At 25.1% G+C, this 25,730-nt stretch carries 17 protein-coding genes and 3 tRNA genes; 6 read left to right on the top strand and 14 right to left on the bottom strand.

Translation table 11 applies throughout. From position 1 onward, the window contains the following. The 5 genes from LDP10_RS01980 to LDP10_RS02000 all read right to left on the bottom strand — a co-directional run. A partial coding sequence (locus tag LDP10_RS01980) for a 5-formyltetrahydrofolate cyclo-ligase (protein WP_265197070.1) occupies nucleotides 1-488 on the bottom strand: 488 nt, incomplete at its 3' end. Nucleotides 489-866: 378 nt separating this feature from the next. Then, complete coding sequence (rpiA, locus tag LDP10_RS01985) at nucleotides 867-1,532, bottom strand: ribose-5-phosphate isomerase RpiA (RefSeq protein WP_414734439.1); 666 nt, start codon at nucleotides 1,530-1,532, stop codon at nucleotides 867-869. Between the two features lie 137 nt (nucleotides 1,533-1,669). Further along, nucleotides 1,670-1,740 (bottom strand) — tRNA-Gln (locus LDP10_RS01990). A gap of 41 nt (nucleotides 1,741-1,781) precedes the next feature. Beyond that, nucleotides 1,782-1,863, bottom strand: a tRNA-Leu gene (locus tag LDP10_RS01995). 18 nt (nucleotides 1,864-1,881) lie between these two features. Then, nucleotides 1,882-1,955: transfer RNA gene (locus tag LDP10_RS02000), tRNA-Met, on the bottom strand. A gap of 292 nt (nucleotides 1,956-2,247) precedes the next feature. Between LDP10_RS02000 and glnS the strand changes: the two genes are divergently transcribed. The 3 genes from glnS to eno all read left to right on the top strand — a co-directional run bounded on the left by glnS (nucleotide 2,248) and on the right by eno (nucleotide 7,268). Beyond that, the gene (gene glnS, locus LDP10_RS02005; RefSeq protein ID WP_265197071.1) at nucleotides 2,248-3,903 is read left to right on the top strand and encodes a glutamine--tRNA ligase; all 1,656 of its coding nucleotides are present in this window, start codon (nucleotides 2,248-2,250) and stop codon (nucleotides 3,901-3,903) included. A gap of 377 nt (nucleotides 3,904-4,280) precedes the next feature. After that, on the top strand, nucleotides 4,281-5,936 hold the full coding sequence (locus LDP10_RS02010; RefSeq protein WP_265197072.1) for a CTP synthase: 1,656 nt from the start codon (nucleotides 4,281-4,283) through the stop codon (nucleotides 5,934-5,936). A gap of 21 nt (nucleotides 5,937-5,957) precedes the next feature. Beyond that, nucleotides 5,958-7,268 (top strand): phosphopyruvate hydratase, encoded by a 1,311-nt coding sequence (gene eno, locus LDP10_RS02015; protein ID WP_265197073.1) that lies wholly within the window; start codon nucleotides 5,958-5,960, stop codon nucleotides 7,266-7,268. Between the two features lie 1,339 nt (nucleotides 7,269-8,607). Here the strand turns inward: eno and cysC are convergent. The 8 genes from cysC to mutS form a co-directional block, all read right to left on the bottom strand. Further along, the gene (gene cysC, locus LDP10_RS02020) at nucleotides 8,608-9,210 is read right to left on the bottom strand and encodes an adenylyl-sulfate kinase (protein ID WP_265197075.1); all 603 of its coding nucleotides are present in this window, start codon (nucleotides 9,208-9,210) and stop codon (nucleotides 8,608-8,610) included. A 12-nt stretch (nucleotides 9,211-9,222) separates the two neighbouring features. Next, on the bottom strand, nucleotides 9,223-10,662 hold the full coding sequence (gene cysN / locus LDP10_RS02025; RefSeq protein ID WP_265197076.1) for a sulfate adenylyltransferase subunit CysN: 1,440 nt from the start codon (nucleotides 10,660-10,662) through the stop codon (nucleotides 9,223-9,225). Between the two features lie 2 nt (nucleotides 10,663-10,664). Further along, nucleotides 10,665-11,573 carry a sulfate adenylyltransferase subunit CysD gene (gene cysD / locus LDP10_RS02030; protein WP_265197077.1) on the bottom strand — a complete coding sequence of 303 codons (909 nt, stop codon included), beginning with the start codon at nucleotides 11,571-11,573 and terminating at the stop codon, nucleotides 10,665-10,667. Nucleotide 11,574: 1 nt separating this feature from the next. Continuing rightward, on the bottom strand, nucleotides 11,575-12,993 hold the full coding sequence (gene cysG, locus LDP10_RS02035; RefSeq protein WP_265197078.1) for a siroheme synthase CysG: 1,419 nt from the start codon (nucleotides 12,991-12,993) through the stop codon (nucleotides 11,575-11,577). A 136-nt stretch (nucleotides 12,994-13,129) separates the two neighbouring features. Beyond that, nucleotides 13,130-13,864 (bottom strand): phosphoadenylyl-sulfate reductase, encoded by a 735-nt coding sequence (locus LDP10_RS02040; protein ID WP_265197087.1) that lies wholly within the window; start codon nucleotides 13,862-13,864, stop codon nucleotides 13,130-13,132. 11 nt (nucleotides 13,865-13,875) lie between these two features. After that, nucleotides 13,876-15,591, bottom strand: a complete 1,716-nt coding sequence (gene cysI / locus LDP10_RS02045; protein WP_265197079.1) for an assimilatory sulfite reductase (NADPH) hemoprotein subunit — start codon at nucleotides 15,589-15,591, stop codon at nucleotides 13,876-13,878. Further along, nucleotides 15,591-17,390 (bottom strand): assimilatory sulfite reductase (NADPH) flavoprotein subunit, encoded by a 1,800-nt coding sequence (locus LDP10_RS02050; protein ID WP_265197080.1) that lies wholly within the window; start codon nucleotides 17,388-17,390, stop codon nucleotides 15,591-15,593. Before LDP10_RS02050 ends, cysI begins: the two co-directional genes overlap by 1 nt. Nucleotides 17,391-17,737: 347 nt before the next feature. Then, nucleotides 17,738-20,299, bottom strand: coding sequence for a DNA mismatch repair protein MutS (mutS, locus tag LDP10_RS02055; RefSeq protein WP_265197081.1), 2,562 nt, complete (start codon nucleotides 20,297-20,299; stop codon nucleotides 17,738-17,740). 309 nt (nucleotides 20,300-20,608) lie between these two features. Here mutS and LDP10_RS02060 point away from each other — a divergent pair, with 309 nt between their 5' ends. Together LDP10_RS02060 and LDP10_RS02065 are read left to right on the top strand one after the other, a co-directional pair. Beyond that, nucleotides 20,609-21,481 (top strand): 5'-3' exonuclease, encoded by an 873-nt coding sequence (locus tag LDP10_RS02060; protein ID WP_265197088.1) that lies wholly within the window; start codon nucleotides 20,609-20,611, stop codon nucleotides 21,479-21,481. Next, nucleotides 21,460-23,244 carry a DNA polymerase gene (locus tag LDP10_RS02065; protein WP_265197082.1) on the top strand — a complete coding sequence of 595 codons (1,785 nt, stop codon included), beginning with the start codon at nucleotides 21,460-21,462 and terminating at the stop codon, nucleotides 23,242-23,244. The genes LDP10_RS02060 and LDP10_RS02065 overlap by 22 nt, the downstream gene beginning before the upstream one ends. 122 nt (nucleotides 23,245-23,366) lie before the next feature. Here the strand turns inward: LDP10_RS02065 and yihA are convergent, their stop codons facing one another. Continuing rightward, a complete protein-coding gene (gene yihA / locus LDP10_RS02070) occupies nucleotides 23,367-23,972 on the bottom strand; it encodes a ribosome biogenesis GTP-binding protein YihA/YsxC (RefSeq protein ID WP_265197083.1) in 606 nt (201 codons plus the stop codon). A gap of 262 nt (nucleotides 23,973-24,234) precedes the next feature. Between yihA and LDP10_RS02075 the strand changes: the two genes are divergently transcribed. Further along, nucleotides 24,235-25,730: GTP-binding protein (locus LDP10_RS02075; RefSeq protein WP_265197084.1), on the top strand; the 1,496-nt coding region annotated here is incomplete at its 3' end.

Here is a 25,730-nt window from a genome sequence, read left to right on the forward strand (position 1 = left end):
TTATAAGCTAAACCTATTGGAAGAAAATTATTTTTTTGCCAATCTTTTAAAATAAAATCATAAAATCCTCCTCCCATACCTAAACGATACCCTTTTTTATTAAATGCTACTAATGGAACAAAAATAATATCTAATTTATTGAGTAATATTGTACTATCAATGATATTTGTTGGCTCAAAAAATTTTAGTTTATTCAACTTTAATGATGTATCTTTATTATATTTAACAAATAACAAATTTTTTGCATTAAATTTATCTAACACTGGTAAATAAACATTAATATTTTTTCCCCATAATTTTTTTATTAGTGATTCAGTACCTATTTCTCCGTCAAACGATAAAAATAAAGCTACGTTTTTTACTTTTTTCATTATTTCATATTGGAAAATATGTAAAGCTATCTTTAGCGATAATTCTTCCTTTTCGTAATATGTTAATTTATTACGGATATTTCTAATATATAATCGTATATTTTGACGAATTAACATACTATGCAACATAACATTTTATTTAATGTAAAATAAGTAAAAATATTTTTTATAAAGAAACACTTATTAATAATAAGTAACAATTATATAAATCAATTAATTATCATAAAATTTTTAATATCTAAATATAATTTAATTTATTTTCAGCCATTTAATATTAATTATTTTTTTAATACTTATTTAAAATTTAATGTTTCATTAAATATTAAATAAAAATTTATAATAGAAAACGCTTTTGATATAAATCATTTTTTAACATATAAAATAACATTACATTTTTTATTCGTATAAAATAAATAAAAATAAAATTATTTTTAACAAATAAAATTAAATAAATTACTTTTACAACATAAATTAAAAATTAAATTACATAAAAAACTATTTATTTTTTATTACGTCTACTCCAAACTTTGTACCAACTAATACAATATCTGCCGTTCTTAATGTAAATAACCCCACAGTAACAACACCAGGTAAAGAATTAATTTTGTTTTCCATAGAAACAGGATCATTTATCTGCAAGTTATAAGTATCAATAATTATGTTACCATGATCTGTAATAACATTTTTTCTATATTTAGGAATACCGCCTAACTTAATTAATTCATTAGATACATAAGAATAAGCCATAGGAATAACTTCCACAGGCAGAGGAAAGGAACCTAATTTTTTCACTTTCTTAGATTCATCAATGATGCAAATAAATGTATCAGCTACAGAAGAAATAATTTTTTCTTGAGTTAACGCTGCACCTCCTCCTTTAATCATATACATATCTGGATTAATTTCATCTGCACCATCTACATATGTTTTTAAAAAACTTATTGTATTTAAATCATAAATAGGAATTCCAAACTGTTTTAAAATTTTAGTTGAATAACAAGAACTAGATACTGCTCCATGAATCAAATGTTTTATGGTTGATAATGCTTCAATAAAATAAGAAACTGTAGAACCAGTACCTACTCCAACTACAGTTCCAGGACATATATACTTTAACGCTGACCATGCCACAGTTTTTTTTATTTTATTTAATTCAATCATAATACAATCCGTACTTTATTTAAAATTTTAATATTAAATAATGATAAAATCATAAAAATCAACAATATTTTACTAAAAATCATATAAATTTAATATTTTATTTTTAATAATACTTTCTTTTTATTATTTTAATAAATCTGGGGTACCTGGATTCGAACCAGGGATGCCGGTATCAAAAACCGGTGCCTTACCTCTTGGCTATACCCCAAAAAACAATTTAGAAACTAAATCATCTTTAATTACAAATAATACGGAAGGCGAGATTTGAACTCGCAAACCTTTCGGTGCCAGAACCTAAATCTGGTGCGTCTACCAATTTCGCCACTTCCGCAAACGTCTTAATAAATATTAGCTACGACGGGACTCGAACCCATGACCCCAGCGTTATGAGTGCTGTGCTCTAACCAACTGAGCTACGTAGCCTCTTTTATTTAATATTTAAATTATGCTAAATAAATTACTCATCGTCAATAAATTTATATAAAAATATTTAAATAAATAAAAAACACCACTTCATAGTATACTATTTTCTACAAAAAAATATTATATACATAATACTCAAAATTAATGTTAAATTAATATTAATATATAAATATAAAATTGTATAATTTATAAAAAATAAATATTTTTATCATTATTATTTAATATCAACAATAATTAATAACTGATTGTAAAATACAAAATCTAATACGTTTAGATAAATATCAAGGTAAAAATGAAAGAAAATACTTCTTCTAATTCTAATTTTATTAAAAAAATTATCGAAAGAGATTTAAAGCAAAAAAAGTATTCCTATTTACAAACACGATTTCCACCTGAACCAAATGGCTACCTTCATATTGGTCATGCAAAATCAATATGTTTAAATTTTGGACTAGCTAAATATTATAAGGGTAAATGCAATTTACGATTTGATGATACTAATCCTACAAAAGAAAACATAGAGTATATTAATGCCATAAAAAAAGACATTAGATGGCTAGGTTTTCAATGGAATGGCGAAATTCAATATTCATCAAAATATTTTAATATATTTAAAAAATACGCCATAGAATTAATTGCAAAAGGATTAGCTTATGTCGATCAATTAAATAAAGAAGAAATACGTCAATATAGAGGAACTTTAAAAAAACCAGGAACTAATAGTCCATATCGAAATCGAAGTGTAACGGAAAATATGTTGCTATTTGAAAAAATGGAAAATGGCCATTTGCCAACAGGTACAGCATGTTTACGTGCAAAAATAGACATGAGTTCTCCATTTATGATAATGAGAGATCCTGTTCTATACCGCATAATATTTTCAAACCATCACCAAACTAAAGATCAATGGTGTATATATCCAACTTACGATTTTTCACATTGTATATCAGATTCATTGGAAGGTATAACACACTCTATTTGTACTCTAGAATTTCAAGACAATCGAAGGTTATATGACTGGATACTCGACAATATAACTATTCAACATCGACCTAATCAATACGAGTACTCTAGACTAAATTTAGAATATACTATTTTATCTAAAAGGAAACTAAATATCCTTGTCAATAAAAAAATAGTAAATGGATGGGATGATCCTAGAATGCCGACTATTACAGGATTACGTCGCCGTGGATATACACCATCTTCAATACGTACATTTTGTCAAAAGATAGGTATTACTAAACAAGATAATTTAATAGAAACATCCTCTCTAGAATCATGTATACGCAATGAACTAAACAAAACAGCTCCACGCAACATGGCTATACTGAATCCAATTAAAATACTTTTATCTAATGTACCTAATAATTATCAAGAAATTTTTACAGTTCCCAATCATCCTACTAATAATTCCATGGGTTTTCGTTCTTTACCATTTACTAACGAATTATATATTGATTACTTTGATTTTCATGAAACAAATAAAAAAGATTATCGTGGATTAATACTAGGTCAAGAAATAAGATTACGTTACGGTTATGTAATTAAAGCTATAAAAGTAAAAAAAGATATCAAAAATAATATTATCAATGTTATATGTACCTGTGATTTTAATACTTTAGGAAAAAATCCAAAAGATAGAAAGATAAAAGGTGTCATCCATTGGTTATCTACAAAACACGCATCATCAGCAACCTTCCATTTATACAATACATTATTTACTGTAAAAAACCCAGAAAAAGAAAAAAATTTTTTAAACTACATAAATCCAAAATCATTTTTAATTAAAAAAGGATTTGTCGAATCAAATATAACAAAAATAAAAAATAATCAAGTTTATCAATTTGAACGAGAAGGTTATTTTTGTATTGAAAAAAATAAAAGTAATAGTAATTTAATCTTTAATCGAATAATCACTCTAAGAAATAAAAAAATGCAGGATTAACAAAAACATCTATATTTATACTTGTTAGTTTGATTAATGTTATCATTAATCAAACTAATACTTTAAAATTAATAAAATATAATAATTTTTAAAATATATATAAAAATCATTATTCCCTATCAAACTTAAAACTGTTACACTCAATAAAATCTATTTATTATTCATAATATTTATTACACATTATACCAATATAATTGCAAAATATATTCATATTAAAAACATACTTACCATACATAAACATCTGTAAAAATTATCAATACAAATTTTTATAAAAAATAAACATAGAATATCTCTTATAAAATAAACAATTTATAAAAAAATCATATTATCATTTTTAGTATTTTATTTTCTATCAAAATTACACTCTGTGGTTAATTATGACTACAAATTATATCTTTGTAACAGGTGGAGTTGTTTCGTCTTTAGGTAAAGGGATTACAGCCGCTTCTTTAGGAGCTGTTCTTGAAGCCCGTAATCTTAATGTAACAATTATGAAATTAGATCCATATATAAATTTAGATCCGGGTACTATAAATCCAATGCAACATGGAGAAGTATTTGTTACTGCAGATGGAGCAGAAACTGATTTAGATTTAGGTCATTATGAGCGTTTTATTCGCAATAAAATGACACGATATAATAATTTCACTACAGGTAGTATTTATGCTGAAGTATTAAGGAAAGAGAGGAAAGGAGATTATCTAGGAACTACTATTCAAGTAATACCTCATATTACCAATGAAATTAAAAAAAGAATTATCATAGGTGCAAAAGGATATAACATTGTTCTTGTTGAAATAGGAGGCACAGTAGGTGACATTGAATCACTACCATTTTTAGAAGCCATTCGTCAAATGGCTGTAGATATAGGTAGAAGAAAAATTATATATATACATTTAACACTAATTCCATATATCGCTGCATCACGAGAAATAAAAACAAAACCTACTCAACATTCTGTGAAAGAATTATTATCTATTGGTATACAACCTGATATCCTTATTTGCCGTTCAGAATATCCTATTTCGAAAAATGAAAAAGAAAAAATTGCTTTATTTTGTAATGTTCCAGAAAAAGCAGTAATAGCATTACAAGATGTAAATTCTATATATAAAATTCCTAAATTACTCAAATTGCAAAAAGTAGATAATTATATTTGTGAACAATTTAATATCCAAGCACCTGAAGCTAATTTATTGGAATGGGAAAAAGTAATACATGATGAAGAAAATACACTCATAACTGTTACCATCGGTATGATAGGAAAATATGTTGAATTACCTGATGCATATAAATCCGTAATGGAAGCTTTAAAACACGGAGGATTAAAATCACGTATTTCTGTAAAAATTAAATTAATTAACTCTCAACATATTGAAAAAAATGGTGTAGGTTTATTACATTCACTTGATGGAATATTAATTCCTGGCGGATTTGGGAAAAGAGGAATAAAAGGAAAATTATTATCTGTACGTTACGCTCGCGAAAAAAAAATACCTTATTTTGGAATTTGTTTAGGTATGCAAATAGCGATAATAGAATTCGCTCGCCACGTCATAGGAATTAAAGACGCAAATTCCACAGAATTTGATCCAAAATGTAAATATCCTATTATAAATTTAATAAAAAAATGTATTAATAAAAACAAAAAAAAAGAAATAAAAAATAAACATGAGAGCCTAGGTGGAACTATGAGACTAGGTGATCAAATGTGCAATTTAAAATCAAGCAGCTTAGCTAGAAAATTATATAAAAAAAATAAAATAACAGAAAGACACCGACATAGATACGAAGTAGATAATACTTTATTAAAAAAAATAATTAAATCTGGATTAATAATTACTGGAAGATCAAACAACAATCAATTAATAGAAATAATAGAATTATCTGATCATCCTTGGTTTATTGCTTGCCAATTTCATCCAGAATTTACTTCAACACCTAGATATGGTCATCCTTTATTTATAGGTTTTATAAAAGCAGCAAAAAAATATAAAAAAAATAAAAAAATACCTAAAATTAATATATCTTAAATAAAAATAAAAGGATAAAAAATGTCTAAAATAATGAAAGTTATATCTAGAGAAATAATTGATTCTCGAGGTAATCCAACTATTGAAGCTGAAGTTCATTTAGAAGGTGGATTTGTTGGTATGGCATCATCCCCTTCAGGAGCTTCTACCGGATCTAGAGAAGCATTAGAACTACGAGATAATGATAAATCAAGATTTTTAGGAAAAGGAGTAAATAAAGCTACTGCACTAATTAATGGCCCTATATCTTCTGCTATTTATAAAAAAGATGCTAGAGATCAAGAAAATATAGATAGTATTATGATCAATTTAGACGGTACTAAAAATAAATCTAATTTAGGAGCTAATTCTATTTTAGCAGTATCTTTAGCAACCGCTAAAGCAGCTGCTGCAGCTAAAGGTATACCTTTATACCAACATATTGCAGACGTTAATGGCACATCTGGAATATTTTCTATGCCTCTACCTATGGTTAACATAATTAATGGAGGAAAACATGCTAATAATAATTTAGACATTCAAGAATTTATGATACAACCGATTAGAGCTAAAAATATAAAAGAAGCTATTCGTATATCGTCTGAAATATTCCATATATTGGCTAAAATATTAAAAGAAAAAGGTATGAGTACAGCTGTTGGAGATGAAGGAGGATATGCTCCAGAATTATCTTCCAATGAATCAGCATTAAAAATAATTAAAGAAGCTGTTGAAAAATCTGGATATACATTAGGAAAAGATATTACTTTAGCCATTGATTGTGCAGCATCAGAATTTTATAATATTGATACTAAAAAATATAAATTAAAAAACGAAAAAAAACTTTTTAATTCACATGAATTTACTAATTATTTATGTAATTTATCCAAAAAATATCCAATTTCTTCTATTGAAGACGGACAAGATGAATCAGATTGGGATGGTTTTTCTTATCAAACAAAAAAACTAGGTAATAAAATACAAATAGTAGGAGACGATTTATTTGTAACTAATACTGAAATTTTACATGAAGGTATAAAAAAAGGCATAGCAAATTCTATTTTAATAAAATTAAATCAAATAGGATCTCTTACAGAAACTCTTGCTGCAATAAAAATGGCAAAAAAAGCCAATTATGCCGTAATTATTTCACATAGATCAGGAGAAACTGAAGATGCTTCCATTGCAGATTTATCAGTCGGTACAGCTGCTGGACAAATTAAAACAGGTTCTGTTAGTCGTTCTGAAAGAACAGCAAAATACAATCAACTAATTAGAATAGAAGAAACGTTAGGAAACGAATTTGCGCCATTTAATGGCATTAAAGAAATAAAAAATTATCAATTAATTTAAAAAATAAAATTTTAAAAAATAACAGACTTAATTATAATATTTAATAAAGTCTGTTATTTTTTATATATAACATAATTTACATAAAAAATGACATCTATACATGTACTTAAAAGTATTTTAAAAATAACACATATAAAATTATAGAAACTTATGTATCAAATATAAAATTTTATACTATCAATAAAAAATTAATAAATTATTTTTAATATATATTATTTAAAATAAAAAATGCTGAACATTATTAAAATAATAAGAAAAAATTTTAAATTTGTTATACTAAATTATATTATTATTAAATATATAATTTATTTTTATTCTTACTTATTTTATCTATCGACTTAAAAAATAAATTTAAAACTTATGTTTTTAAAAATATTAATTTGAAAATTTTCAAAAATAAATATATAGTATTTATTCAGAACGTAACTATTTATATATGTTTTTTTACATAAATAACAATTTTTTTAAATAATTAATTAATATTCAAAATATATATCGATATACAAAATGTAAATAACAAAAAAAATAAAAAATTATATGCACAAGTTTTATTAAAAATTTAAAAAAGTTATTTAAAATATTTTTACCTAATATAAAAATCATAAAACATGTCAGTTATGCATTTATTACATTTACTAAAATTTATTCTATTTTAAAAATAAATCAAATTCATATCAATACCTATTTTAAAAATAAAGTTTTATAAATAAAAATAAATTTAATATTTATACTCATAAAATTAATATACCATTATCTTAAACTATACTTTTTAATCAAATCACTGCTTAATTTTGATATTCTAGTAAGTTAAAAATAATGTTTTTATAAATCCCATAAATATTTTTAAAAAAATATGAAATATATAATGATAAATATTCAATAAAAATATACCGCTAAATAAAATAATTTAAAATAAATAAGAAAAAATTATATTCTTACTGATAATCAAGAATCTTTTCTTCTTATTAATAAATTTTATTTTATATAAATAAAACATTATATATAACACATATATCTTCTCTATTAAATGATATTAAAAAATTGATAACTGTAAATAAAATATAAATTTTAACGCTAATACGAAATCTTTATAATGTAAAAAATTTAAGTAAGTAAAAATTTTACATGTGATTCTTATAAATCACTGATATTATCAATCAATAATATTAAAAAATATAAAAAATAAATCACCAAAAAAAATGTTTATTCTATCAAAATAAAATTATTTATACTATTTTAATATAAAACTAACAATACCAAATGTACTAAAAACAGTATACTGTTTTTATAATTCTACTACTTCGTTTAATATAAAAATATTATCAATTTTATATTAATATTAAAATACCTTTTTTTTCTTAAGTACATATAATATATTATTTATATTTTTAAAAAAAGAATCTTCTCCATTCAAATAAATATCTGGTTCATAAGGAATTTCATAACGAGAAGTAATACCAGTAAAATTATCTAATAAATTTAACCTGGATTTCTTATATAAACCTTTTGGATCACGTTTTTCACAAATATGAATAGGGGTATCAAGAAATATTTCAAAAAAATTTTTACAATCTATGATATTACGAACATTGGCTCTATCTTTTCGATATGGAGAAACAAATGCCGTTATTACTAATAAACCAGCATCTACCATTAACTTAACTAATTCTCCTGTTCTACGAATATTTTCCCTTCTATCATTTTCAGTAAAATTTAAATCCCTACACAGACCGTGTCTAATATTATCTCCATCTAATAAATAAGTGCTAATATTTTTTTTATACAAAACTTTTTCTAATTTATCAGCGATAGTTGACTTGCCCGATCCAGATAAACCTGTAAACCAAAGAACTCCTGATTTATGATTATGTAATTTTTCACGTTTTTTTCGGTTAATTTCATATTGATGCCAAATAACATTTTCTTTGTGTCCAATTTTCATTAAAATTAAATCCTAATTATTAAATATTTTTTTTACTCCCCAATGAGGGAAATATCTAGATATCAAAAAATGTAGTTCCAACTCAAAATTATTCATATTTATATCTTTTTCTTTATCTTTTTCATCTAATTTCTTTTTTATCATACCAGCGGCTATAGTAACATTACTAATTGGATCAATAAAAATCATACTGCCAGTTATTTTATTTTCACAATACAAATCAAATAATATAGGCTTTTCGAATTTAACTTCAACTACACTCACACTATTCAAACATAAATCATTTGTTTTATTTTTTTCTAATGTATTAACATTAATCTCATATAATATATTTTTAATATAAACACGTGTATTTTGATTTCCTAATTTGACGTTATATAATTTATTCAAAAATAAATTAGTTTCTGACATCCATACAATATAAATAATCGCTTTTTGTAAACCTATTAAATTCGAATTTAAATCTACTAACATATCACCACGACTAATATCTAAACAATCTTTTAATACCAAAGTAACAGCTTGGTTTTCTTCTACTTGATCTTGGTTACCATCAAAAGTAACAATTTTTTCTATTGTTGATACCTTACCAGATGGTAATACTTTAACTTTATCAAACACTCTCAAATTTCCAGAAACTAATGTTCCTGAATAACCACGGAAATCCAAATTGGGACGATTGACATACTGGATCGGAAATCTAACGTGCGATTTTTTAAGAAAATTATTAACTTTTACTGTTTCTAAAATATGCAATAAAGTTGATCCATGATACCATTCCATAAAATTTTTTGAAAAAACGATATTTTCACCAATAGTGGCAACAATCGGAACAAAAAAAATTTTTAATTCCCTTTTTAATCTATTAGAAAAAAAAACAAAATCTTTTTTTATTTTATCAAAAGAATCTTGTTTATAATCAACTAAATCCATTTTATTAATAGCCACAACCAAATAATTTATACCAAGAAGAACAGCAATAAAAGCATGTCTACATGTTTGCTCTAATAATCCTTTACGAACATCTATAAGCAAAATAGCAAGATCACAATTAGAAGCTCCTGTAACCATATTTCTAGTGTATTGTTCATGTCCTGGTGTATCTGCAATAATGAATTTTCTCTTATTTGTAGAAAAATAACGATACGCAACATCAATTGTAATACCCTGTTCTTTTTCTGCTTGTAAACCATCTACCAACAACGCATAATCTAATTTGTTACCTTGAGTTCCATGTCTTTTACTATCACTACGTAAAGAAAGCAAATGATCATCATAAATATGTTTAGTATCATATAATAAACGACCAATTAAAGTACTTTTACCATCATCGACATTTCCGCAAGTTAAAAATCGCAATAAACTTTTCTTCTTATCTAGACTTATCCAATCTTTAAAATTCAATTTATAATGACTATTATTACCAATAAAAATATCATTTTTTTTATTCATATTTAAAAATAACCTTGTCTTTTTTTTAATTCCATAGAACAATTTTTATCACTGTCAATCAATCTACCCATCCGTTCACTTTTATTTATAATTAACATTTCCGATATTATATCAGGAATAGTTTTAGCATGTGATAAATGAGCTCCAGTAAGAGGCCAACATCCTAAAGTACGAAATCGCACCATTTTTTTTATAATTTTTTCAGTTTTTTTAATAAGCATACGGTCATCGTCTACCATTATTAACATACCGTCTCTTTCTAAAATAGATCGATTGTCAGCAAAATACAACGGTACAATATTTATTTTCTCTATGTATATATATAACCAAATATCTAATTCTGTCCAATTAGATAAAGGAAATATCCTGATATTTTCTCCTTTGTTAATCTGACTATTGTACAGATTCCATAATTCAGGTCTCTGTTTCTTAGGATCCCATTGATTCGATAAATCACGAAAAGAATATACACGTTCTTTAGCACGTGATTTTTCTTCATCTCTTCTGGCTCCACCAAAAGCAGCATCAAAACCATATTTACTAATAGCTTGTTTTAATCCTTCCGTTTTCATAATATCAGTATATTCAGTAGAACTATGTACAAAAGGACTTATACCAGAAGATAATCCTTTTTCATTACAATAAACAATTAATTCAATGTCTAAATCTTTAATCACTTGATCACGAAATTTATACATTTCAGAAAATTTCCAACCTGTATCTACATGCAATAAAGGAAAAGGTATTATCCCCGGATAAAAAGCTTTTCTAGCAAGATGTAACATAACTGAAGAATCTTTTCCTATGGAATATAACATAACTGGATTTTGAAATTCTGCTACTGCTTCGCGAATAATAAAGATACTTTCTGACTCAAGTTGATCTAAATAAGTAAATTTTTTTTTCTTCATATCAATTCTCAATAAAATTTTTATATTTATTTTCATCTAATAAATTGATAGTATTAAACCATTTCAATTTTTTATGTAAATTAACTACTTTCCCGATAACTAAGATAGATGGATTCGTAATACGCAATGCCAAATATGGAATATCCTCTACAATCCCAATTAAAATTTTCTGATTTAATGTAGTTGCTTGTCCTATTAAAGCCACTGGAGTTTTTTTTAAAAAACCATAAAAAATTAATTTCTTATAAATTTCATTTGCATTTACTTTAAACATATATATTACTACAGTAATAGCAGATTGAGCTAAATGACACCAATTAATTTTGTTTAAATTATTATCGGTACGATTACCGGTAATAAATATAACGCCATGAGAAAAAGTCCGATGAGTCAATGGTATACCTGCATATGCTGCAGCACCAATAGCAGCAGTTACACCAGGAACTACCTGAAAAGAAATATTGTATCTTTTAAGATTTTTCAATTCTTCTCCTCCACGCCCAAATATAAAAGGATCACCACCTTTTAAACGAACAACTTTTTTTCCTTTTTTTGCTAAAGATACTAATAAATTATTAATATCTCTTTGTAACATACCTTCTCCTCCTGAACATTTTCCGACATTAATACAATTAGCATCACGACGAACTAACCCCAATATCTCCTTGCTCACTAAAGTATCATACAAAACATAATCAGCTTGCTGTATAACTTGCAAACCCCTTAAAGTTAATAAACCACTATCCCCTGGTCCAGCTCCTACTAAAATAATTTCTCCCTTAGGTACATTAGGAAGCTTCATTTCTTTATTTAGAATATTTATAGCATTTTTAATATTACCACTTAAAATCTGTCCAACAAATGCTCCATTAAATAAACGTTCCCAAAAAAAACGTCTTTCAGATGAAAATAAAAAAAAATTTTTAACTCGTTCTCTCCATTTTTGAGCTATCTTTGCTACCATCCCTAATTTCATAGGTAATAAAGATTCTATACGTTCACGAATTAAACGTGATAATACCGGTGCACATCCACCTGAAGAAATACCTATAACTATAGGTGAACGATCAATAATAGAAGGAAATACAAAAGAACATTTGGATGGATCATCTACAACATTAACTAATATACATCTTTTATTTGATGCTATAAAAACGTTTTTATTCAAAATTTTGTCATTTGTTGCTGCAATCACCAAAAATACTTGATCTAAATGTTCTTCTGTAAATTCAGTCTTTAACCATTTTATCGTATTTTTTTTAAAAAAATATAATAATCTTAAACAAATTTTATTAGCTATAACAGTAATTATCGCACCTGCACGTAATAACAACATAACTTTGCGAAGTGCAATCTCTCCACCACCAACCACTAATACACGTCTAAATTTTAAATTAGCAAAAATAGGTAAATAATTCACGTCAACCTTACTTTAAAAGTATAAAAAATTATACAAATACATTTTTATATAAAAAAAGTATTATAATAAAAACAAATTAAATATTTTTTCATATAAAATATTTAATTTAAAATAAATTTAAATTATATTCAAAAAATCATTCTATATGTAAACCACATTCACGTTTCAAACCAAAAAATCGTGTATCTTCTTCTCTCATTCCATACTCATACTTACTGGTTGTATGTACGTCTCCTACTGATAAATAACCTTTATGCCATAAAGGATGATATCCTAAATTATTCTTTTTAATATAAGCAAATGTTTTTTTATTATCCCAATCTAAAATAGGTAAAAATTTAAATATTTTTTTTTGTATACTAATAAAAGATAAATGATATCTACTTTTAGATTGACTACGCCGCAGTCCAGAAAACCATGTTTTTGCCGATAATTTTTGCAAAGCAGTATTCATCGGTTCTACCTTGTTAATTTTATTATAGAATTCTATTCCTTTAAGACCTTTTTCCCATAATTTTCCATATCTTGCTTCTTGCCAAGCAGGTGTTATTTTTGAACGAAAAACATGTAAATTTAATTTAAATTGATCTGTCAATTGATCAATATATATATAAGTTTCAGGAAATAAATATCCTGTATCAATAAAAATAACAGGAATATCGGGTTTTTGTCGTGTTATAAGATGTAGACATACTGCTGATTGAATACCAAAACTAGATGACAAAACAAATGTTGAACATAAATTTTCTATTGCCCAAATAATGCGTTTTTCTGCAGAAAAATCTTTCAAAAACATATTAATATGAGAAAAAAAATGATATTGTTCTTCTTTATTTAATTTATTAATTTCAAGTAAATTTAAAACAGACACAATAACCTCTTTCATTTTATCCAAAAATCATTAGAAGCATCAATTACAGCTTTCACAATACCGAATCGAATAACAAAATCACCAAAATGCTCTCCATTATGTCTTTCTTCAGACCAAATTTTTATTAATGATTTTAAATGATCTAATATTTCCTTTTCTGTACAATTTTCAGCATACATTTTAGCAATACGAGTGCCAATATAATTTCCTCCTATGTATAAATTATATCTTCCTGGAGATTTTCCTATCAATCCAATTTCAGCTAATAAAGATCTTCCACAACCATTTGGACATCCTGTAACTCTAAATATTAAATTTTCCTGTAACATATTATATTTCAATAAAATATTTTCTATTTGCATAATAAAAAAAGGTAATTTACGTTCCGCTTCTGCCATAGCTAAAGGACAAGTAGGAAAAGATACACAAGCCATGGCATTTTGCCTTAATTTAGTTATTGAACTCAACATACCATGTATAAAAAAAATATTTTCAATTTCTTTTTTATCCTGTTCTTTAACTCCAGATATAATTATGTTTTGGTTAGCAGTCAAACGGAAATCACCTTTATGTATTTCGGCTACTTTAGATAAAGCTAATTTGATTTTCTGATTTGAATCATCGATGATTCTTCCATTTGGAACAAAAATGGTTAAATGCCATTTTTGATCTATACCTTCTACCCAACCAAAACGATCACCTCTTTTAGTAAAATAATAAGGATAAATGTTTTTAAAAGTCACATTAGCCCTTTTTTCTACCTCCTTTTTAAAAACCTCACGTCCCACACGATGTAAAGTATATCTCGTTTTAGCATTTTTTCTATCAGTTCGATTACCCCAATCACGTTGCGTAGTAACTATTGCTTCAGATACAGATAAAATTTTATCAACAGGAATAAAACCAAATTCACTAGCACAAGATGGCCATGTTTTTTTATTTCCATGTTCAATAGATAAACCACCTCCAATTAATACATTAAATCCAATTAATCTTTTTTTTTCTGAAATAGCTATGAAACTCATATCATTGGCATGTAAATCAACATCATTATACGGAGGAATAACTATACAAGTTTTAAATTTCCTCGGTAAATAACTTGAACTAAGAATAGGCTCATTATCAGTAGTAGATATTTTCTTTTTGTCTAACCAAATTTCTGCATAAGCTTTGGTTTTTGGTAATAAATGTTCAGATATCTTTTTTGCCCATTCATACACTTCATGATGTAATTCCGATACAAGAGGATTAGAAGTACAAATAACATTTCTATTTACGTCATTCGCTGTTCCAATAGAATCTAATCCAATACTATTTAACATTTTATGTACAAATTTTAAATCCTTTTTAAGAATTCCGTGAAATTGAAATGTTTGGCGATTGGTTAAACGAATTGTTCCATATAAAGTTTTTTTAGTCGCAAATTTATCAATTTTTAACCATTGTTTAGCCGTAATTACTCCACCTGGTAATCTACAACGTAACATCATAGCATAACGAGGTTCTAATTTTTGTTCACTGCGCTCTAAACGAATATCTCTATCGTCTTGTTGATACATTCCGTGGAAACGAATTAAAGAAAAATTATCTCCATTAAATCCATTAGTAATACCATCTTTTAGATCTTCATTAATGGTACCTCTCAAATAATTACTTTGTGTTTTTATACGTTCAAAATCGGTTAATTTTCCTTTAATATAAAATTTTTTATTTTTATTTTCTTTCATTAATAAAGATCCCTCTGATAACGTTTTTCTATACGAAGATTATTTAAAAATTTTTTAGCTTGAACTAAATCCATATTGTCATATTGAATAAATATATCAAGAAAAGCAGATTCGACACCTTTAGCCATATTAGAAGCATCACCACATATATAAATATAAGCTCCTTCTTTTATCCAATTCCATATTTTATTGCCTTTTTCTCTAATTTTATCTTGTACATAAATTTTATTTTTTTGATCTCTGGACCAAGCTAAATCTATATTTGTTAATAATCCTTTTTTAAAATATCTTTGCCATTCTATTTGATATAAAAAATCTTCAGTAAAAGATGGATTACCAAAAAATAACCAATTTTTCCCTTTTGCATTTTGGAAATCTCTTTCTTGCATAAAAGCACGAAAAGGAGCAATTCCAGTTCCCGCACAAATCATAATAATAGGCATATTATTATCTGTAGGTAAACGAAAATGATTATTTTCAACAACAAAAATTTTAAGTATATCGTCTTCTTCTACACGATGAGCTAAATATCCAGAAGCTCCTCCTAAATATATTTTCCCTTGATGAAAATGTTTCAATACTCTTACAGTAATATGTATCTCATTTTCAACCTCTGATAGAGATGAAGATATTGAATATAAACGAGGAATCATTGGTCTCAAAATTTCTAAAATACATAAATTATTTTCTTTAATAGGATATTCTCTAATCATATTAATAATAGATACTTTGTCAGCATATAATTTTAATTTTTTTTTATCTAAAACTATATTTTGTAACGTTTTACTATTAGACAATTTAGCATAAGAAGATACAACGTGAATATTATTGACAGTAAGCTCAAAATTATTTTTTAATAAATTAAAAATTGATTTATCTTCCTTATTAAATTTTACTAAAGTATCTTCTTTAATATTTAATAATTCCAAAAATTCTTTTATCAAACATGGATCATTTTCATACCAAATCCCTAATACATCTCCAGGTTTATAAATAATTCCTGAATTAGTAATATCTATTTCAATATGACGAATATCTCTTATAGAATGACGACCTGTAATTTTTTTATTAATACATAACTTAGCAAAAAAAGGTTTTTCTTTTGTGTAATTTACAATAGAAGATACAGATTTTTCTTCTCCTAAAATGTTTCCATCAATTGTATTATTTTTACTTTTAAATAATGTATTTATTTTTTTAAGTATATCGTCACACCATTTCTTAGCTATTTCGATATATTCAATATCAGCATCAACCCGATCCAACAATCGGATACCACCTAATTCACATAATTTTTTATCGAAATCCTTTCCAGATTGACAAAATAAATTATAAGAACTATCACCTAATCCAAAAACACTATAATAAAAATTATTTAATTTAGGAGCTTTTTTTGACATTAAAAAATTATATAAATCTAAAGCTTCTTCTGGAGGTTCACCTTCTCCTTGAGTTGAAGTAATAATAATAAATATTTTTTCTTTATTAATTTTTTTAAATTGATAATCAAATGCATTAACTAAATTAGCTTTAATATGCGTTAACTTGCATTTTTCATACAATAACTTAGATAATTCACGTGCATTCCCCGTTTGTGAAGCGGATAATATAGTAACAACAAATTCATTTTCAATAACATTTTTTATTGGTGATTTATTTTTTCCACTTCTGGATAAACCCCAGAAATAACCAGATAACCAAATTTGCTCTATAGTAGAAAAATTACTACTTACTGAATCCAAAATAGCTATTTTTTTTTCATTTAAAGGCAATAAATAATCTTTTTGAATATCTTCCATTTTATTATTACCTATATATTGTTATTTTTTGTATAATTAAAACTAAAAATACACTGTAGATATAATTTATTTATAAATAAAATAAAAATAAATTGTTATCGTAAATAGAATATAAATTAATATATTAAAATGTCATCGATTACTCTTTTATTCATGTAAATATAAAATTAATTTTTATAAAAATACTACCACCACAATTTTAAAGATACAATTTGAAATTAAAACACAATATTACATCAAAAATATAAAATCTTAAATAAATTAAATATTTTTTAAATACTGTATAAATATTTTTATAAAAACATTGATTATATATATGGTAATAAACTTCTAATAATTAGTAGATTCTATACAATACTCTTTAAATAATATATAATTTCCAAAGCTTGATGTGGAGAAATCGCATCAGGATCTACCACACTTATAAAATGTAAAATAGAATTTTTTGATGAATCTTTAAAAAATTTTTTTTTTATTTTCTTTATAAAACAATTATCATCATGATTATCGGATAAATCTAACAATTCTTTTAATTTTATGTTTGCTAAATCAGTAACAATTTTAGGTAAACCAGCCAAGGAAGCCACTGCTAATCCATAACTGTTTCTTGTCGCTCCATCTTTAATAATATGTGTAAAAGAAACACCATCTTCATATTCGATAACACCACAATGAACATTTTTAATTTCTTTAAACTTTTTTTCTAAATTAGTTAATTCAAAATAATGAGTAGAGAATAAAGTAATAGACTTAATAGATGTGATTAAATATTCAGCACATGCCAATGCTAAAGATAAACCATCATAAGTAGAAGTTCCTCTACCAATTTCATCGATTAAGACTAAACTATTACAATTAGCGTTATGTAAAATACTCGCTATTTCATTCATTTCCATCATAAAAGTAGATTGACCCATTGATAAATTATCAGCTGATCCCACCCTTATAAAAATTTTATCAAACATACCTACAACTGCTTTTTTAGCAGGAACATAACTTCCTATCCAAGTCATGATAACAATTAATGCTATTTGTCTCATATAAGTACTTTTCCCACCCATATTACTACCTGTAATAATAATCATTCTATTATATTCAGACAAAAATACCGAATTAGGCACGAAAGGAGTCTTTATTACTGTTTCGATTACAGGGTGACGACTATCTGTTAAAGAGATTACTGGTTTTTTTTCTACTTTTGGACGTGTATAATTCATAGTAATAGAACGTTCTGCCAAATTAGTTAGTACATCTATTTCTGCTAATGCTCGACTGCTGATTTGTAATTTATCTAAATAAGAAAATAAAATGTCAAAAATTTCTTCATATAATTTCTTTTCTAGTTCTATACTCTTACTTGCAGCAAAAATAATATTTTTTTCATAATCTTTTAATTCCTTTACAATATATCGTTCACAACTTTTTAATGTTTGACATTTTTTATAAGAATTAGGAACTAAATGACTATATCTTTTATTAATTTGAATGTAATAACCGATAATTTTATTATGTCTAATTTTTAACGATTCTATTTTTAAAATACGTCTCGTTTGCATTTCAAAATTTTTAAGATACTTTTGTCCATCATTATTGATTAACCTTAATTTATCCAATTCAATATTATAACCATCCGCTATCACTCCACCTTCTCGAATTGATTTAGAAGGAGATTTAGATATAGCACTTTCTAATAAATTAGACAAATTTAAAAAATTTCCAATTGAATTACATAAATTTTGAATATGTTCTATTTTAATATCTTTTAATATCTTTTTTATTACAGGTAATCTTAAAAAAGTTTCCTTAATAGCAATTAAATCTTTAGGAGACGCTGTACGCAAAGCAATACGAGAAGAAATACGTTCTAAATCACTTATACGACATAAAACATTTTGCAATACAGGAAAAATATTTTGAAAACCTTGTATGCTATCTTGCCTATCATTAACAATTTTAATATTACGTACAGGAGAATTTAACCAACGTTTTAACATTCTACTTCCCATGGACGTAGATGTATGATCCAAAATACAACATAAAGTATTTTTATATCCTCCTGAAACATTTTTAATTATTTCTAAATTTTTACGAGTAGTAGAATTTATACCGATATTATCTTTTATATTGTGCATTTTTATCGATTTTATATGAGGTAATAAAGAATTCTGCGTATTTTTTACATATTGGAATAAACAACCAGCAGCGCATAAAGCAACATCTACTCCCTCTAAACCAAAACCATTTAAACTATTGGTTCCAAACTGTAAATTTAACTGACGATGCGCACTATCTAGTTTAAATTCCCACAAAGAACGTTTACGTAATCCGCAATTTTCTTTTATTAAATCATAATAAACGAAACCTTCAGGATACAATAATTCTTTTGGATTAGTTCGTTGTAACTCCGATAATAAATCTTCTGCACATGTAAATTCTGAAATAAAAAATTCACCTGAACAAATATTTAAAGTAGAATAACCAATAATATTACTTTTAAAAAAAACTGATGCTAATAAATTATCTTGATGATCTTGCAAAAACAAATCGTCTGTCACTGTTCCAGGAGTAATAATTCTAACCACTTTGCGCGATAACAATTTTTTTCTTGAATCAAATTCTTCCATTTGTTCACAAATAGCAACTGATTCTCTTAATTTTATTAATTTTAATAAATAAATATCTACTGAATTACAAGGTATTCCAGACATAGGCACTTCTTTTCCTGCTGAATAACCCCTCTTTGTTAAAGTAATATTTAATAAACTAGAAATTTTTTTAGCATCTTCATAAAATAACTCATAAAAATCACCCATTCTATAAAATAATAACATATCCGGATAATTAGACTTTAATTTGAGATATTGTTTTATCATTGGTGTATGTTCGTTTTTTTTATTTTCTTTATTCATTATACAATCTCTACTTTGTTATTAATAAATTAAATTTATTTAAATCTAATCAATTTTTTGAAATAATACACACAAATTTTAAATAACAATTATTATAAAAATTAACATTTATTATTAAATGAAATAAATTTTCTTATTATTAAAATAATGCATACTTTATTAGTATATATTTTGATAAATAACGTTATTATGTTATAATGTTTTTGATTTTTATATAAAAAATAACTCATTTATCATTTTAATAAATATTAAAATTTTTCATAACTTAAAAGCAATCATGAATACTAAAAATAAAAAAAAATACTAATTATAGATGGAACATCTTACTTATATCGTGCGTATTATACTTTTCCATATTTGATAAATAAATCAGGAGAACCTTCTGGAGCAATATATGGTGTAATAAACATGTTACGTAAAATAATACTGAAATACCAAGATAATCAAATAATTATAGTATTTGACTCACCTCATAAAAACTTTCGCCATGATATATTTAAAAAATATAAAAAAAATAGACCTGCTATGCCTGAAAATTTAAAAAAACAAATTCCAATTTTATATAAAATAATAAAATCAATTGGTATACCTTTAATTTTTATTCCTTCAGTAGAAGCAGATGATATCATAGGAACATTATCGTATCGTGCTGAAAAAATTGGCTTAACCATATTAATTAGTAGCAATGATAAAGATATGTTGCAATTAGTAACTGAAAATATCAAGATTATTAATTCTACATATGACGTTATCATTGGACCTAAAGAAATTCAAAAAAAATATGGAATACCACCGAAACTGATAATTGATCTATTAGCATTAATGGGAGATGTTGTGGATAATATCCCTGGTGTACCAGGAATAGGGGAAAAAACGGCTTTAATTCTAATCAAACATTTTGGATGTCTTGAAAAAATATATAAAGAAATAAAAAATATAAAAATATTACCAATACGTGGAGCTAATAATATATCTATAAAAATAAAAAAAAATAAAGAAATTGCTTTTCTTTCAAAAAAATTGTCGACTATTAAATTAGATATACCAATTGATCTTGATTTAGAAAATTTAAAAACATTAAGATTAAAAAAACAAAAATTATTATATTTCTTTGATCACTACAATTTTAAAAAATGGAAAAAACAGGTAGAAAATGATTCATGGTTAATAACAGAAAAATAAATTTATATCCTCATATCATACCACATATAGAATATATTATAATTTTAACAAAAGAAAAATTTGAAAAAATGTTAAAAAAAATAGAAAAATTTAATAGTTTTTCTTTTATCATTCAAACAAAATCATTCAATACAAATAATACTTACATCACTGGATTCTCTTTTTCAACCACTATTAATCAAATATTTTACATACCTATAATTAATAATGACTTTTTTTCATTAAAAATAAATGATCAATACGATATTTTAATACAAATAAAAATTTTATTTGAAAGCAAAAATATACTAAAAATAGGTTACAATATAAAAAAAAATTATCATTTTTTCAAAAAATACGATATTACACTATCCGGCAGAAAATTCGACACCATGATCGCATCATATATGCTAAAAAACATATATAAAAATAAAGAAATATTAGAATATTTAGAAAAAAAATGGATAGAAGAAAATAAAATCAACAAAAAAAATATTGATATAAAAAAATGCGTAGATCTGAAATCTCACATAAATTTAAAATTATATGAAGAAATATTAGTACATTTAGAAAAAGAAAAAAAAATAAAAAAAATATTAGAAAATATAGAAATACCGTTAATAGAAATAATAGCCAATATTGAAAGAAACGGTGTTTTGATAAATATGAAAAAATTAAAAGATCAATCAAAAGAAATTGATATTAAACTATCAAATTTACAAAAAAATGCTTACCAATTAACAGGATTATCTTTTAATATCTTGTCCACTACACAATTAAAAAAAATTTTACTACAAATAAAAGAAAATAAGAATGACGTTAAATACAATGTGCAAAAAAAAGATATTCTTCTTAAAATAATAAAAAATTACCGCAGTTTATACAAATTAAAATCAACTTATCTTGATCCATTACCCAAAAAAATAAATAAAATAACAGGTAAAATACATACATGTTATTATCAAACAAATACTTTAACCGGTCGTTTATCATCCAAAGATCCTAATTTGCAAAATATTCCATCTAAAACTAAAGAAGGTTACAATATTCGCAAGGCATTTATAGCTAAAAAAAATTTTTTTATAGTTTCTGCCGATTACTCTCAAATTGAATTAAGAATTCTAGCACATTTATCACAAGATAAAGAATTAATTAAAATATATCATAATAACTCTGACTTGCATAAAATAACAGCATCTGAAATATTCAATGTTCCTATAGTTGATATTACTGAAACACAAAGACAAAATGCCAAAATTATTAATTTTAGTTTAATGTACGGTATAAGCCCATTTAGTCTATCTAACAGACTAAAAATAAATATATTACAAGCTAAAGAATACATAAAAAAATACTTTCAACGTTATAAAGATGTCCGTAAATATATGCAAAGCACTTATCAATTTGCATTAAAAAAAGGATACGTATTAACATTTCATGGAAGGAAAATATATATTCCTAACATTAATTCAAAAAATTTTTTAATCCGTAAATCAGCAGAAAGAACCTCCATTAACGCTCCTATCCAAGGTACCGCATCAGACATAATAAAATTAGCAATGATAAAAATATATAATTGTTTTAAAAAAAAGTATCATTCAGATGCAAAAATGATAATGCAAGTACATGATGAATTAGTGTTTGAAGTACAAAAAGAAAAAATCGAGAATGTTTGTGAAGATATACGTCTTATTATGGAATATAATACAAAATTAGATGTACCCATATGTATAAACGTCAAAATAGGAAATAACTGGAAAGAAAACATTAAACATATTCAATAAACACGAATATCTTTATTATGTAACTAATATTGATTGAAAATAAATTTTTACATAACAAATAAACATAAAAATATGAATTAATTAAAATATTAAATATATTTATATTTAAAAACATTTAACTATTATTCGTTATACCAAGAATCTAATTTTTCGCGAAGTTCGTAAACACCTGTCTTATGCACAGCAGAAAATAAATTTATGTCGCAAGACGTTAATGAAAATTTAGATAATTTTTCAGTAACAATTTGTAATTTCTGTCTTCGCTTTTCTAATGTTATTTTATCTGATTTTGTCAATAAAATTAACAACGGAATTCTAAATCTTAAAGCGAAATGAATGATATTTTCATCCAGTTTTTTCATAGGATTCCTAATATCCATAAATAATACTAATCCCTTTAAAGAAGATGCCATTATTTTAAAATATTTAATAATATTTTTTTCCCATTCTAATTTTAATAATTTAGCTGCTTTTGCATAACCATATCCTGGCATATCTACCAGATATTTTTTTTCACTAACAGCAAAATAATTAATCAATTGTGTTCTTCCTGGAGTTTTGCTAATTCTGGCTAATTTTTTTTTATTTGTTAAAACATTAATAGCAGTTGATTTACCAGAATTAGAATAACCAACAAATGCAACTTCAGATATATCAGAATTACTTTGTTTCTTTACGATTGCAGTACTGGTTAAGAAATAAGTATTCTCATAATTATTTTTAAACAATTTTTTTTCCTGTTTATAACAAATCAATGGAAAACATAAAAATAAAAGTAAAATATAAATTTATTTTTACATAAATAAATTTTATATTTATATATATATGAATATATATACAAAAATTAGTATAATTCATTTTCATATTTTATTATAATGAAATATGAAAATTATGTTAAATATATTAAAAACATTTTATAATTTATATTTAACAAAATTTACATTTTAGTAATAATCAATCTTATTATCCCTAACGTTTTAAGGTAGTAAAATGAACAAAAATTTACGGAATATAGCTATAATAGCTCATGTTGACCATGGTAAAACAACATTAGTAGATAAATTACTACAACAGTCAGGTACCTTCCAAGATCATGAAGAAAAAACTGATAGAATTATGGATTCTAATGATTTAGAAAAAGAAAGAGGAATTACCATTCTATCTAAAAATACAGCAATTCAATGGAATAATTATCGTATTAATATCGTGGATACACCGGGTCATGCTGATTTTGGAGGAGAAGTAGAACGAGTTATGACCATGGTAGATTCTGTATTATTAGTTGTCGATGCCCTTGATGGACCTATGCCTCAAACCAGATTCGTAACAAAAAAAGCTTTTAATTATGGTATAAAACCTATTGTTGTTATAAATAAAATAGATAGAAAAAATTCTAGACCTAACTGGGTAGTAGATCAAGTGTTTGATCTATTTGTTAACCTAAATGCAACTGATGAACAACTAGATTTTCCTATTATATATACTTCTGCATTACTTGGCATTGCAGGAACAAATCATATTAAAATGGAAAAAGATATGAGTCCTTTGTATCAAGCCATAGTGAAATATGTTTCACCACCATACGTAAATCCAACCGGCACGCTGCAAATGCAAATATCTCAATTAGATTATAATAACTATTTAGGTGTGATTGGAATAGGAAGAATTCAACAAGGTTCTATTTCCACCAACCAACAAGTTACTATTATCAGTAATGACGGGACAACAAAATTTGCTAAGATTGGAAAAGTTCTACATTATTTTGGATTAAAACGTATAGAAGTACCCATAGCACATGCCGGAGATATTGTAGCTTTAACTGGAATCGATCAATTAAACATTTCAGATACTATTTGCGATCCTAAAAACTTACAACCACTCCCTGCATTAAATATAGATAAACCTACAGTAAAAATGTTTTTTTGTGTAAATACTTCTCCTTTTTCTGGAAAAGAAGGGAAATATCTTACTTCTAGACAAATTTTTAAAAGATTAAAAAAAGAAGAAATGCACAACGTAGCTTTACTAATTGAAGAAACTACTGATGCAAATATATTTTGTGTATCTGGTCGAGGGGAATTACATTTATCTATATTAATTGAAAATATGAGAAGAGAAGGTTTCGAATTATCTGTTTCTCGACCAAAAGTTATTTTTCGTGAAATTCACGGTGAAATGCAAGAACCTTTTGAAAATGTAACATTGGATATAGAAGAAAAACATCAAGGAACAATAATGACGATAATAGGTAGTAAAAAAGGAGAAATGAAAAATATGGTATCGGATAATAAAGGTAGAGTGCGATTAGACTATATATTAACAAGCAGATCTTTAATAGGCTTTCGAACAGAATTTATAAATATGACCTCTGGAACTGGATTATTTTATTCATCTTTTAGTCACTATGGAAAAATGCAATTTAATAATACAGGTCATAGAAGAAACGGTGTTTTAATTTCCAATAACACAGGAATGGCTGTTGGATT

The organism is Buchnera aphidicola (Pemphigus obesinymphae), from assembly GCF_026122815.1.
Lineage (GTDB): Bacteria > Pseudomonadota > Gammaproteobacteria > Enterobacterales > Enterobacteriaceae > Buchnera_C > Buchnera_C aphidicola_BJ.

What these genes read in the sequence shown, in the direction of transcription:
- mutS (WP_265197081.1), bottom strand. Translation starts at nt 20,299, where the DNA reads ATGAATAAAGAAAATAAAAAAAACGAACATACACCAATGATAAAACAA.
- rpiA (WP_414734439.1), bottom strand. Translation starts at nt 1,532, where the DNA reads ATGATTGAATTAAATAAAATAAAAAAAACTGTGGCATGGTCAGCGTTA.
- eno (WP_265197073.1), top strand. Translation starts at nt 5,958, where the DNA reads ATGTCTAAAATAATGAAAGTTATATCTAGAGAAATAATTGATTCTCGA.
- cysD (WP_265197077.1), bottom strand. Translation starts at nt 11,573, where the DNA reads ATGAAGAAAAAAAAATTTACTTATTTAGATCAACTTGAGTCAGAAAGT.
- cysN (WP_265197076.1), bottom strand. Translation starts at nt 10,662, where the DNA reads ATGAATAAAAAAAATGATATTTTTATTGGTAATAATAGTCATTATAAA.
- LDP10_RS02050 (WP_265197080.1), bottom strand. Translation starts at nt 17,390, where the DNA reads ATGGAAGATATTCAAAAAGATTATTTATTGCCTTTAAATGAAAAAAAA.
- cysC (WP_265197075.1), bottom strand. Translation starts at nt 9,210, where the DNA reads ATGAAAATTGGACACAAAGAAAATGTTATTTGGCATCAATATGAAATT.
- glnS (WP_265197071.1), top strand. Translation starts at nt 2,248, where the DNA reads ATGAAAGAAAATACTTCTTCTAATTCTAATTTTATTAAAAAAATTATC.
- LDP10_RS02065 (WP_265197082.1), top strand. Translation starts at nt 21,460, where the DNA reads ATGGTTAATAACAGAAAAATAAATTTATATCCTCATATCATACCACAT.
- cysI (WP_265197079.1), bottom strand. Translation starts at nt 15,591, where the DNA reads ATGAAAGAAAATAAAAATAAAAAATTTTATATTAAAGGAAAATTAACC.
- LDP10_RS02010 (WP_265197072.1), top strand. Translation starts at nt 4,281, where the DNA reads ATGACTACAAATTATATCTTTGTAACAGGTGGAGTTGTTTCGTCTTTA.